This is a genomic window from Pseudarthrobacter sp. MOO14, assembly GCF_058267675.1.
Window position 1 is genome coordinate 2,668,064 of the sequence record NZ_CM177849.1, and the last position, 12,386, is coordinate 2,680,449.

At 67.1% G+C, this 12,386-nt stretch carries 10 protein-coding genes; 6 read left to right on the forward strand and 4 right to left on the reverse strand.

The window, feature by feature from the left end; translation table 11 throughout:
- The first annotated feature begins 175 nt into the window (after positions 1-175).
- Together AC4EEV_RS12460 and AC4EEV_RS12465 are read left to right on the forward strand one after the other, a co-directional pair.
- Positions 176-1,060: an HAD family hydrolase gene (locus AC4EEV_RS12460; protein ID WP_018762669.1), complete on the forward strand. Its 885-nt coding sequence runs from the start codon at positions 176-178 to the stop codon at positions 1,058-1,060.
- 60 nt (positions 1,061-1,120) lie between these two features.
- Positions 1,121-1,705: a histidine phosphatase family protein gene (locus tag AC4EEV_RS12465; RefSeq protein WP_491329091.1), complete on the forward strand. Its 585-nt coding sequence runs from the start codon at positions 1,121-1,123 to the stop codon at positions 1,703-1,705.
- A 53-nt stretch (positions 1,706-1,758) separates the two neighbouring features.
- Here AC4EEV_RS12465 and AC4EEV_RS12470 read toward each other — a convergent pair whose 3' ends face one another.
- Positions 1,759-2,358, reverse strand: coding sequence for a hypothetical protein (locus AC4EEV_RS12470; RefSeq protein ID WP_018762667.1), 600 nt, complete (start codon positions 2,356-2,358; stop codon positions 1,759-1,761).
- A gap of 167 nt (positions 2,359-2,525) precedes the next feature.
- On the opposite strand from AC4EEV_RS12470, the gene AC4EEV_RS12475 reads away from it, so the two are divergent.
- The 3 genes from AC4EEV_RS12475 to AC4EEV_RS12485 all read left to right on the forward strand — a co-directional run bounded on the left by AC4EEV_RS12475 (position 2,526) and on the right by AC4EEV_RS12485 (position 7,760).
- Entirely contained in the window at positions 2,526-4,952 is a 2,427-nt protein-coding gene (locus AC4EEV_RS12475; protein WP_491329092.1) for a phosphoketolase family protein, read from the forward strand.
- A 296-nt stretch (positions 4,953-5,248) separates the two neighbouring features.
- Positions 5,249-6,370, forward strand: coding sequence for an IS110 family RNA-guided transposase (locus AC4EEV_RS12480; protein WP_491329093.1), 1,122 nt, complete (start codon positions 5,249-5,251; stop codon positions 6,368-6,370).
- 421 nt (positions 6,371-6,791) lie between these two features.
- Positions 6,792-7,760 carry an IS481 family transposase gene (locus AC4EEV_RS12485; RefSeq protein WP_491329094.1) on the forward strand — a complete coding sequence of 323 codons (969 nt, stop codon included), beginning with the start codon at positions 6,792-6,794 and terminating at the stop codon, positions 7,758-7,760.
- On the opposite strand, the gene AC4EEV_RS12490 is transcribed toward AC4EEV_RS12485, so the two are convergent.
- The 3 genes from AC4EEV_RS12490 to AC4EEV_RS12500 all read right to left on the reverse strand — a co-directional run bounded on the left by AC4EEV_RS12490 (position 7,757) and on the right by AC4EEV_RS12500 (position 10,513).
- Positions 7,757-8,530 (reverse strand): DUF429 domain-containing protein, encoded by a 774-nt coding sequence (locus AC4EEV_RS12490; RefSeq protein ID WP_491329095.1) that lies wholly within the window; start codon positions 8,528-8,530, stop codon positions 7,757-7,759. The two genes, AC4EEV_RS12485 and AC4EEV_RS12490, sit on opposite strands and share 4 nt — an antisense overlap.
- A gap of 7 nt (positions 8,531-8,537) precedes the next feature.
- On the reverse strand, positions 8,538-9,881 hold the full coding sequence (locus AC4EEV_RS12495) for a carboxylesterase family protein (RefSeq protein WP_491329096.1): 1,344 nt from the start codon (positions 9,879-9,881) through the stop codon (positions 8,538-8,540).
- A gap of 143 nt (positions 9,882-10,024) precedes the next feature.
- Positions 10,025-10,513 (reverse strand): inorganic diphosphatase, encoded by a 489-nt coding sequence (locus AC4EEV_RS12500; protein WP_018762663.1) that lies wholly within the window; start codon positions 10,511-10,513, stop codon positions 10,025-10,027.
- Between the two features lie 154 nt (positions 10,514-10,667).
- Between AC4EEV_RS12500 and AC4EEV_RS12505 the strand changes: the two genes are divergently transcribed.
- Positions 10,668-12,185: a D-alanyl-D-alanine carboxypeptidase/D-alanyl-D-alanine-endopeptidase gene (locus AC4EEV_RS12505; protein WP_491329097.1), complete on the forward strand. Its 1,518-nt coding sequence runs from the start codon at positions 10,668-10,670 to the stop codon at positions 12,183-12,185.
- Positions 12,186-12,386: the final 201 nt, after the last annotated feature.

Sequence of the window (12,386 nt, forward strand, 5' to 3'; positions counted from 1 at the left end):
TTGTTCGCGAATCAGATTCTAGAAGGGTGTCCTCTGCGATCAAGCCTCTGACAGGCGGTACCGCGGAACCCCGGTGACCCGCCTCGAGGTGCGGGAACCCGCAGTTAATCAACAGTTCAGTAAAGCTGTGTCCTGCGTCCTAGCGCCTGTCAGTGACGTCTGCTTCACTGTTTCAATGACAACGCTGACTGAAACCTCAGTCGCCGGCAACGATGACCGGCGAGAGAACAACCAAGACAACACCAACACCTACGGCTTTTCGGGAATCGGCCAGAAGCTGATGGTCGCGCTGGACGTGGACGGTACCCTGGTGGACCACGACGGCCACATGACGCCGGGCGTGCGGGACGCGGCGCAGGCAGTAGTGGCGGCCGGGCACGAGGTTATGATCGCCACCGGCCGCTCCTTGAATGCCACCCTCCCCGTCATCGAGAAGATCGGTATTGAGCGCGGCTACGCTGTTTGCTGCAACGGCGGCGTGACCCTCCGGCTCCATCCCGAACTGGCCAACGGCTACGAGGTCATCCACAAAGCCACCTTCGACCCCGGGCCTGCCCTGAGGGCCCTCCGGGAACGGCTCCCCTCTGCCAAGTACGCGCTGGAGGATGCCGATGGAAACTTCCTCTCCACGGAACGGTTCCAGGACGCCAGCTTCGGTGTCGAGGCCGTAGGCGTCGACTTCCACACCATGCTGGAGGCCACCGCGGTGCGCGTGGTGGTGTTCAGTACTGAAAACACGCCCGAGGAATTCAACGAGGCCATCGATCACGTGGGACTGGCCGGGGTGACCTACTCGGTGGGCTGGACCGCATGGCTGGATATCGCAGCGGCAGGGGTGACCAAGGCCAGCGCCCTGGAGAACCTTCGGCTCCGGCTCGGGATCGAGCAGCACCGCACCGTGGCCGTTGGAGATGGCCGGAACGATATCGAGATGCTCAGCTGGGCCGGCCGCGGAGTTGCCATGGGGCAGGCTCCGGAGGAAGTGATTGCGGCGGCCGATGAGGTCACCCACTCGGTGTTCGACGACGGCGCCGCCCACGTACTGCGCAGCCTCCTCTGACCTGCCTACTCCGGCAGCCCGGATTCCAGCCGGCACCGGGCACCAAGGCAGAATAGGATCATGACCCTTACGACGTTCGCCCTCGTCCGCCATGGCCAGACCGACTGGAATGCCGAACGCCGGCTGCAGGGTGCCACCGATATCCCCCTGAACGACGTCGGACGCGGCCAGGCACGTAACGCCGTCGCCGTCCTGGCTCCGTACGAATGGGACGTGATCGTGTCCTCCCCGCTGAGCCGGGCCGCCGAGACCGCGGACCTGATCGCCGAAGGATTGGGGCTCGCGGTGGCCCGGCGCATCCCCGAGCTGACCGAGCGCAGCTTCGGACCGGCCGAAGGAATGCAGGCCGGCCCCGAACTGGAAGCGCTGCGAGTGCCCGGCGGGTTCAAGGGTGCTGAAAGCGAAGCCGAGGCGGCGGACCGTGGCCTCGCCGCGCTTGAGGCATTGGCGGAGGAATTCCGTGGGCAGCGGATACTGGTGGTGGCGCACGGCACCCTGCTGCGGGTCAGCCTCAGCCGTGCCATCGGCCAGACCTTGGCCAGCGTGGACAACGCCGCCCTGAACCTGGCACACCACCATGCTGTGGACGGGTGGAAGCTGGAGTATTTCAACGGTGAACCGATGATGGCGGCCGCGGGGGCCTGAACAGCCTCCTGACGGGGGCTAAGCAGGCCTGCCCCAGCGCAGGGCGGGCCCTGCTACCTCGCTTCGAGGATCAGGGCCAGCAGCCTCGCTGCCGCGGGCCGGGCGGAATGTTCCTCGTTCCACTGCGCCCGGGACACTGCCTTGCTGACAGCCTGGGTGGTGATGCCCAGTTCCTGCGCCACCGCTTTTTGCTGGCCGCGGACCCCGGGCGTCAGCAGGTCCAGCACCCGCCATTCGGCGCCGGAACGGTCCCGGACAATGTGTCCGAGCAGCCGCAGCACGGCCTCCGCGTCATGGGCCACATCGGCCAGGGGCCCCTCCACTGCAACCGGAATCCGCTCCTTGCTGCTGCGGAGCCGGTCCACGGCCCTGCGCGCGTAGACCAGGCCATGGCCGGTGGCGTCCTTGATTTGGTTGGGCAGCGGCTCGTCCACCGGCCCGGCGCCGATTCCCACGTACCAGGATCCGCTGCGCAAAGCGATCAGCGCCGCCTCCACAGCCTGGTGCGGGCAGTCCACCACACCCTGCACTTCATCCTCGACGGACCGGTCAAAATCCAGGCGCGCAGGGATATGTCGCAGCGCTTTGAGCAGCTGCGGCACCTGGTCGCCGTCGCGCCGGCTGTCAGTCTGGTTGATGGTCAGCGTGAACATTCTGGGTACACACTACCCGGAAGTAGAAATGACGAAACCGCCGCGGCCGGGGGTGTGAAAGTCCTGGAATGGGCGCGGGGCACGACGCCGGGCCTTGCCTGCGTGCCCCTTCATCTGGTGCCATGGGGGAACGGCCGCCCAGCGGCACACCCGATGTAAGGATGGCTATGGCCGGGAATACAGGGCACGACGACATGCGGCACGACCGGCGGGGGCAGGCCGGGGCGTCGGCGGACGATCTGGCCCTGGTGGACCGCTGGTGGCGCGCCGCCAACTACCTCTCCGTGGGGCAGATTTACCTGCGCTCCAACCCGTTGCTGCGGGAGCCGCTGCAGGCGGCGGACACCAAGTCCCGGCTGCTGGGCCACTGGGGCACCACGCCCGGGCTTAACTTCGTCTACGCCCACCTGAACCGCGTGATCCGCCGCGACTCCCTGGAGATGCTCTTTGTTGCCGGTCCCGGCCATGGCGGTCCCGCCGTCGTCGCCAATGCCTGGATGGAGGGGACCTACTCCGAAATCTATGCGCACGTGGGCAACGATGAGGCCGGCATGGCTGAACTGTTCCGGCAGTTCTCCTACCCCGGCGGCATCCCCAGCCATGCCGCCCCGGAAACTCCCGGCTCCATCAGCGAAGGCGGGGAACTCGGGTATTCCCTGGCGCACGCGTACGGGTCGGTGTTCGACAACCCGCAGCTGGTGACCGCCGTCGTGATTGGCGACGGCGAGGCGGAAACCGGGCCCCTGGCTGCCAGCTGGCACTCCCACAACTTCCTGGATCCCGCAGTGGACGGCGCGGTGCTGCCCATCCTGCACCTGAACGGCTACAAGATCGCCAATCCCACCATCCTGGCCCGGATGCCTGAGCAGCAGTTGGAGCAGCTGCTGCGCGGGTACGGACACGAACCGTACTTCGTCACCGTGGCCGACCCGGACAACACGGAACAGGCACACCGTGATTTCGCCGGCGTCCTGGACCGGTGCCTGGCGGACATCAAGGCCATCCAGGATGCCCACCGGCAGGACGCTTCCGGTGAAGAGGCGGGGGAGGGCGGACACCGCTGGCCCCTGATCGTGCTGCGCTCGCCCAAGGGCTGGACCGGGCCGCGGACCGTGGACGGGCTGCAGGTTGAAGGCACGTGGCGGGCGCACCAGGTGCCGCTGTCCGAAGTCCGCACCAACGGTGACCACCTGAAGCAGCTGGAGGAATGGATGCAGTCCTACCGGCCCCGGGAACTGTTCGACGGCGGCGGCCGGCTCCGCGCCGACGTGGCCGAGGGCGCCCCCACCGGCGACTTCCGCATGAGCGCCACACCGCATGCCAACGGCGGACTGCTCAGGCGCGCCCTGAAGCTGCCCGCCTACCGGGACCACGCCGTGGAGGTAAACCACCCGGGTACCGAACGGGTGAGCCCCATGGTCACGCTGGGCTCCTGGATGCGGGACGTCATCGCGCAGAACATGGAGAACTTCCGGCTGTTCGGCCCGGACGAGACGGCCTCCAACCGGCTGCAGAACGTCTACGAGGCCACCGACAAGGTGTGGCAGTACAGGATCGACGACGTCGACGAGCACCTTGCGCGCTCCGGCCGGGTCGTGGAGGTGCTAAGCGAGCACCTGTGCCAGGGCTGGCTGGAAGGATATCTCCTGACCGGCCGGCACGGGGTCTTCAACTGCTACGAGGCCTTCGTCCACATTGTCGATTCCATGTTCAACCAGCACGCCAAATGGCTGAAGGTTTCCCGCGGGCTGCCATGGCGCCGGCCGGTGGCCTCCCTGAACTACTTGCTGTCCTCGCACGTCTGGCAGCAGGACCACAATGGCTTCTCGCACCAGGATCCAGGGTTCATCGACCACGCGGTGAACAAGAAGGCAGAGGTCATCCGGGTCTACCTGCCGCCGGACACCAATACCCTGCTCTCCGTCATGGAGCACTGCCTGGCCTCCACGGACTACGTGAACATCGTGGTCAGCGGCAAGCAACCGTCACCCACCTGGCTGGGTCCGGCGGAGGCCGCCAACCATTGCCGGCGCGGTCTGGGCATCTGGACGTTCGCGGGGTCCGAGGTGCCAGGTGAGGAGCCCGACGTCGTCCTGGCCTGCGCCGGTGATGTCCCCACCGTAGAGACCGTGGCCGCCGCGGAACTGCTCCGGGACGGCGCTCCCGGGCTCAAGGTGCGGGTGGTGAACGTGGTGGACCTGATGCGGCTGCAGGATGACAGCGAGCATCCCCACGGCCTCCCCGCGCACGACTTCGACGGGATCTTCACCGCCGACAAGCCGGTCATTTTCGCCTACCACGGCTATCCGGCGCTGATCCACCGGCTCGCGTACCGCCGCACCAACCAGCAGGGCCTGCACGTGCACGGGTACAAGGAAGAGGGCACCACCACCACGCCGTTCGACATGGCCATGCTCAACGGTATTGACCGCTTCACGCTGGCCATCGACGCGATCGACCGTGTCCCCGGCCTGGCGGGGAAGCACGCGCTGTTGCGCCAGGAGCTGCAGGACCGGCGCAACCGGGCCCGCGAGCACACCCGCACGCATGGCGAGGACCCGGCGGAAATCCGGAACTGGACCCTGGGCGGCTAGACGATATGTAGTAGGAGGTGGCCGGCTTGGGAGGACCACCTGTCGAGCCTCTGGACCCTTCTGGAGGTCCATTGTCGCCGGACCGTTTCCGGAGCGTCCTGCTTTGTGCCGATTCCCGTCGCCGATGCGGATCGGTGGACGCTCCGGATCTAGTTCCGGCGCTGATGGCCCTCTGTCAGAAGGGTCCGGAATATGTGGCCCAGGGGGCTGGAACCTCCTTTTCAAAGCAAGTCGTGGGTTGCCTGCCACACTTGGCGAACAGGTAGAGCCACATTTGAAATTTGGAGGTTCCAGCTATGTTCGAGCGTACAAGCGTCGGCTTGGATGTCCATGCCCGCACTGTTGTTTCATGCGCCCTGGACGCGCAGACCGGCGAAGTCATTTTGCACCGCATGACTCCGGATCGTGGTGAGATTCTCGCCTGGATTCTTTCCCTGCCGTCGCCGGTCAGAGTCGTTTACGAGGCAGGACCAACGGGCTTTGGCCTGGCACGGTTCCTGCTGGCCTCCGGGATCGACACAGTCGTCGCGGCACCATCGAAGCTCCAGCGCCCGTCCGGGGACCGGGTAAAAACTGACGCAAAGGACGCGCTGCATTTGGCCCGGCTCCTGAAGCTGGGTGAGGTCACCGGGGTAAGAATTCCATCGGCGGACCAAGAAGCTGCACGGGATCTGGTCCGTTCCCGGGAAGACGTCCGTGGCGATCTGATGCGTTCCCGGCACCGGATTTCCAAACTGCTGTTGCGCCAAGGCATCGTCTATTCCGGCGGGCAAGCCTGGACTGGCACTCATGAACTCTGGCTGGCACGCCAGCACTTCGAGAACCCGGTCCGGCAGCTGACCTACGAGTCCTCCCTGGAAGCGATGCATGAGATCTCAGACCGCCGGGACCGCCTCGATCAAGCGATCACAGAGATGGCGTATGCGAGCGAGTACACCCCGGTGGTCAGATCACTGCAGTGCCTGCGCGGCGTCTCGACGCTGACCGCGTTTGGACTGGCCGTGGAGATCGGCGACTGGGACCGGTTTACTGGTTCCACGATCGGCGCTTACCTCGGCCTGGTCCCGACTGAGCATTCCTCCGGGCAGTCCCGGTCCCAGGGGTCCATCACGAAGACAGGCAACAGCCACGCGCGCCGCCTGCTTGTGGAGGCCGCATGGCACCACCGCAGGCCCTATAACAACCCGTCCCGGCTCATGCGGTCCAGGTGGGAGGAAGCCACCTCCGAAGCACGAACCCGCGGCCATGCCGGCAATCGGCGCCTGCACGAACGCTGGCTCAGCTACCTCGAACGCCGCAAGCGCCCGGTCATCGCCAACGTCGCCATCGCCCGCGAACTCTCCGGCTGGTGCTGGTCCCTGGCCACAAGCACACCTCCGGCAGCCCGCTCCCCAAGATCGATCGCGTCCGTGCACTGATCAGAGACAGAAAGCCCCCGGGGAAACCCAGTTGGAAGTGGTTCCTTGCAGCGCGTGGAGTAAATCCGCGATACACCTATGGGCAACCAACAACGGCCACGCCCGTCATTGCTAGACCAGCGGTAACCTCCAGCCGAACACTTCGTCCTGCGGTAACCAACCCGCGCATATCAGTCTGACCGCGCAGTCGCCAACGACACGCTGGCCACACCCAACACCTCTTCCCAGGGCACAAAAAGGAAGCGGTCCCAGGCAATCCAGCCCGAGGACCGCTTCCTCACGCTCTTGACAAACGAGACCTACATATCAGGTGTATTGACCACGGACGTTAGTGACGCCCGGCGTGGTTTGGTGACATGAAGAAGACCTCCGGGTGGAGTGGGGCTTGTCTAGAGTCCTTTTTCCACACACGGAGGTCTTCGTGTCCCACCCTAATGCTTTCCTCACTCCTCGTGGCCGGTTGCAGCTCGCGCAGTGTGTTGTTGATCAGTGCTGGAGCCTACGCCGTGCCGCGGAGCGGTTTCAGGTTTCGGTCCCGACTGCTGAACGTTGGGCGAAGCGCTATCGCCAGGAGGGACCCGAAGGAATGGTGGACCGTTCGAGTCGGCCACATTCCTCGCCCCGCAGGACTGCTACGCGTACCGAACGGAGGATCATCGCCGTGCGTGTGAACCGCCGGTGGGGCCCTGCCAGGATCGGCTATCTGCTGGGTCTGCACCCCTCGACCGTCCACCGGGTACTGTCCCGCTACCGGCTGGCGAAACTAACCTGGCTCGATCGCGGCACAGGACGAGTGATCCGCCGCTATGAACACGACAGGCCGGGGGATTTGGTCCACGTGGACATCAAGAAGCTGGGCCGGATCCCCGATGGCGGCGGACATCGAGTTGTGGGCAGGACCGCTGGTTGGAAGAACAAGACCGGCACCAAGGCCAACCGCCGGCCCGGCTACCACTACCTCCACAATGCCGTGGATGACCACTCACGACTGGCTTACACCGAGATCCTCACTGACGAAACCAAGGAAACGGCAGCAGGCTTCTGGGTGCGGGCAAACGCCTGGTTCAAAGAACACGGAGTTACCGTCCAACGTGTTCTGACTGACAACGGGAACTGCTACCGGTCCTATGCTTTCGCCGAAGCGCTGGGTCCGAATATCAAACACAAACGCACCCGCCCCTACAGACCACAAACCAACGGCAAAGTCGAACGGTTCAACCGCACCATGCTTGAGGAATGGGCCTACATCCGCCCCTACCGCTCAGAAGCCGAGCGAGTTGCTGCTTTCCCCGACTGGCTCCATGCTTACAATCACCATCGAGCCCACACTGCACTCAAAGGTAAGACACCGGCCAGCCGCGTCATCAACCTCTCAGGTCAATACAGCTAGGAGCTGTCCGGGAGTTCGTCGAGGCGGCAGTCCGGAAGGTGGATCCAGCCTTCGGTGCGGGCGGCCGCTGCGTGGGTGCTGTCCGGCAGGAGGGTACGACGCCGGGCGGCGGCACGGGCGGTCAGCGAGGCGATGACGGCGTCGAAGAGGTCGTCCGAGCCTGCCAGGCTGTCGCGGTGCCCGGCCAGGTCCAGCCACGGCGCCTGTTCCTCGAGGGCGGCCAGCAGGAGGGCCAGGCGCTCGGCTTCCGGGACGCCGCGGCCCTTGTAGCCGCGGCCGTTGATGCCCCAGATCTTCAGGGACGCCGCGGGGTACACCTCGGCCAGGCGGCCGGAACCGTCCCTTGGCTGCGGGCCGTGGAGTTGGGCGATCTTCGCCTGGATGACCGCGCAGCGCATGGCAGGGTGGGCCAGCCGGTCCGCGGAGACGCTGAGCGGGATCAGCCCGGTTTCGCGCGTGACGAAGCGGTCCGTGTCCCGGTACGCGAGCAGCCGGCGGCCGGCGATTCCGTCGTGTTCAAGGACGGGGGCCGCGATGTTGTTGAGATGGCCGGTGAGGAACGGGATCAGGGCATCGGGCCAGCCTACGGGGCAGTCGACGCCGGTCATGTCGGTGCTGCCGAACAGCTCCACGATGTGCTGGTCGTCCACGTCCAAGGCCAGGTGGGTGAGCCGGGCGGCCCCGCTGCCCGTGCTGCCTGCGCCCCACTCAATGACCGCCACCGCGGTCTTCTTGGTGGCCGCCGCGAGGTCCACGCCGAGGGTCTTCATGCCGGGCTCAGACGCGCCTGTAGCGCAGCGCCCCGTCAACGGCTCCGGCTTCGCCCAGGTCATCGCCCCGGGCAAAGCCGGCCCACAGGGCCCGCACTGAACGGCCGGTCAGGTCCACGTCCTCCCACCGGGCACCGTTGATCAGGCCCACGCCGTCCCAGGTCTTCCGGGTGCCGAGCAGCAGGGGCAGGTCGATGGTGTGGGCTGCGCCGAAAATGTTGCCGGGGGCGTGCCAGTCCAGGACGTACCGGTGCGCGCGGCCGCCTGCCGTCGCGTGCCGGCGGGCAAAGCGGCGGGTGGCCCGGCCGTACACGGTTTCGGTGACCACCCAGTCGATGGCGCGGACGGCAGTGGCACCCACCAACGGAACGGCGGCCAGCCGCATGAGCCACGGGCTGCGGGGGAGGAACAACCGGGCTTCCTCGGTTGTGTGCCCGATCAGCACGTCAATCGCGGGGGCGGTCCGGTCCCAGGCCGCCTCGATGGCGTCCTCCTCCGGGAGCGGATCGTGGCCGTACTGCGTTCCAAACGGCATGGCCGCGAGCATCCCGAACTTCCGCGCCACCTGGGCTACCTGTGCCTCGCGTTCCACCACCTCCATGGCCGGCGTTTCCTCGGTCACCGTTTCGGCGGCGATGCCCATGGCATGGTTCATCCGGGCGCGTCCCCGGGCAATGCCCAGCGGTGCGCTTTGGATGATGGCACGCTGGAAGAGCCCGGGCGCGTCCGGCGTGGCCATGAGGTGGGCGATCGCGTCGCCGCCGGCGGACTGGCCGAAGGCGGTCACCCGGCCCGGGTCGCCGCCGAATGCCCCGATGTTCCGCTGTACCCAGCGGAAGGCTTCCAGTTGGTCCAGGAGACCCAGGTTGCCTGGACGCCCGGCCGGCGTGGCCAGGAACCCAAACAGGCCCAGGCGGTAGGTCACGGTTACCACCACCACGCGGTTTTCGGACACCAGCCTGGCGGGATCGAAGATGGCCAGGTCTCCGGATCCGGTGGTGTAGGAACCTCCATGGATCCACACCATGACGGGCAGCCGTTCCCCGGGCTGGAGGTCGCCGGGCATGGTGATGGAGAGGTTCTGGCAGTCCTCGCTGCCCGGGAGCTCCCCGTAGGTGGTGCCCAGGACGTCGTCGAGGAACGGGACCGGGCCTTGCGGGCAGGCCGGGGCCAACGCCGTGGCGGCATAGTCGCTGGTCCAGTCCGCGACCGGTGCCGGGGCCTGGAAACGTGGGGCCCGGGCGTACGGGATTCCGGTGGCACGAAGGACATCGCCGTCCCGCCAGCCGGTGACGGGGCCGCAGGGCGGATTGAACAACAACGTGGAGTTAAGCGTCGGCTCGGTAGGCACAGGTCCACGATTCCACAGATTTCCAGTGGCCGGACAACAGAAATCCCCGCCTCCCGGACAATTCCCCATCGCGTGATGCGGGGAATAGTCCGGGATGCGGGGACTTGTGGCGAAGGCCGCGCCCAGGCGGGCCGCCGCAGGAATTAGTGGCCGGTGGGCACGTAGCGCTTGATGGAGGCTTCCAATTCGGCTTCGGCGGCGGCACGGTCGCCCCAGCCCTCGGCCTTGACCCACTTGCCGGGCTCCAGGTCCTTGTAGCGGGTGAAGAAGTGCTCGATTTCCTTGATCAGGAACTCGTTGACATCGCTCACTTCCTGGATGTGGTCAAAGCGGGCATCCACCGGGACGCACAGGATCTTGGCGTCTCCGCCACCGTCGTCGGTCATGTTGAAGACGCCGATGGGGCGGGATTCGACGATGACGCCGGGGTGCAGGTCGAAGTCCTGCAGCAGCACCAGCGCGTCCAGCGGGTCGCCGTCCTCGCCGAGGGTGTTTTCGAAATACCCGTAGTGGGTGGGGTACTGCATGGAGGTGAAGAGGACGCGGTCCAGGCGGACGCGGCCGGTCTCGTGGTCAACTTCATACTTGACGCGTGATCCCTTGGGGATCTCGATGGTCACGTCGTGCTTCATGGAATGCTCCTCGGCAATTACAGGGGGTGCGCGGCACACTTGACGGCCCACAAAAGAGAGTGTCGGTACCGCCGACTACTATTGAGGATATAGCGAGAGGCCCTGGAATCAGGAACTTGTGGGGAAATTTCAGGACTTGAGGACCAGCACCAGCATGAGCAACACAACCGGCACGGAATCCCGGCGTGGCCGGCGTTCCCTGGGCTCCGCAGGCCTGGGCCAGGCCCTGCGGGCGGCCATCCCCCCGGTGCTGGTGGTCTTGCTGCTGTTGGTCCTGGCAGTCCCGGCGGCCCTGCTGGTGGCACCGGGATTCGTCGCCCCCGGAGCGACTGTCGCTGCCGCGCCGGTTCCGGCCTGGCAGCAGCTCCCCGCCACGGTGTCCGCCCCGCAAGTCCTTGCCCCGCTCCAGCAGTCCGCGCCGGTGCCCGCGCCCTCGGCGGTGGCGGCCCAAGTGGATCCGCTGTTGGCCACCGACGGCGGCGGCACTTTCACCGGCATGGTGCAGGACGCGTCCACCGGCCAGGTCCTTTTTGACCGGGGCGGCTCGGAAGGCCGGGTGCCGGCGTCCAACCTCAAGCTGCTGACGTCGGCAGCCGCGCTGCGGACCCTGGGGCCGGACCACCGCTTCGCCACCAAGGTGCTGCGCGGTCCCGCTCCCGGGCAGGTAGTGCTGGTGGGTGGCGGCGACGTCCTGCTGGGGGCCGGGGAGTCGCGGCCCGAACAAACCCTGGGCCACGCCGGCCTGGCCACCCTTGCGGCGCAGGCCGTGGATGCCTTGCGGGCTGCCGGCACCACCGGGGAAATTACAGTGCTGCTGGATGACTCGCTCTTCACCGGTCCGGCGCTGAACCCGGCCTGGCTGGCGGGCGACGTGGAAGCCGGCGAAATTGCCCCGCTCTACCCACTCGCCCTCAACTCCGCGCGCTTCGATCCTGCGGTCACCACAGGCCCACGGCCGCAGGACGCAGCCATGGCCGCGGCCGGGGAATTCGCTGCGCGGCTCCGCGCTGCAGGTGCCGGAGCGGGCCTGACCGTCGCGGCCGGCGTCGAACGCGCACCCGGCACGGCCGCGGCGGCAGGCGCCGCCGTGCAGGCGCAGCCCGTGGTGCTGGCAGAGGTTGAATCGGCCACCGTGGCCGAGCAGGTGGACCTGATGCTGCAGGTATCGGACAACTACCTGGCCGAGACCATGGGCCGGATGGCGGCGCTGGCCACCGGCCGGTCCGGCAGCAATGACGGCGCAACGGCAGCGGTCGTTGCCGAGGCGGGGGCCGCCGGAGTCGCCACGGACACCATCAAACTGGCGGACGTGTGCGGGCTGGCCCTGGGCAACCAGGTATCGGCCCGCCAGTTCACGGACGTGGTCAGGGCCATGACCACCGGTGCCGATGCCAGGCTTCGCGGTGCCTTGGACGGCTTTCCGGTGGGCGGCCTGTCCGGCACCCTGGACACCCGGTACGGGGATGCCGGCACGGCGGGCGGGGCAGGCCTGGTGCGCGCCAAGACCGGGACCTTGAACACCGTCCTGGCACTGAGCGGCTACGTGGTGGACGCCGACGGCCGGCTCCTGGTGTTCTCGTTCATCGGCAACGGGCTCACGCCGGGGGCGGCAGGGAACAAGCAGGCGCTGGACCGTGCGGCCACGGTGCTGGCCGGGTGCGGCTGCCGCTGACCTGCTGCGGCTGCACGCCCAGCAATGCGGCCATGACGACGGCGGCAAGCACCGACGCCCAGCCCTTGCGCGGGCCTGCGGCCAGGGGAGGGATGGGGCGGTAGGGGATCATGGCGGCCTCCTTTGAGGGTTCTTGGCCTGTACCCCAACGATGGCCGGGCCGGCTGGGCCGCCGCTTTCGACGCCCTGTGCGGTGGCTGT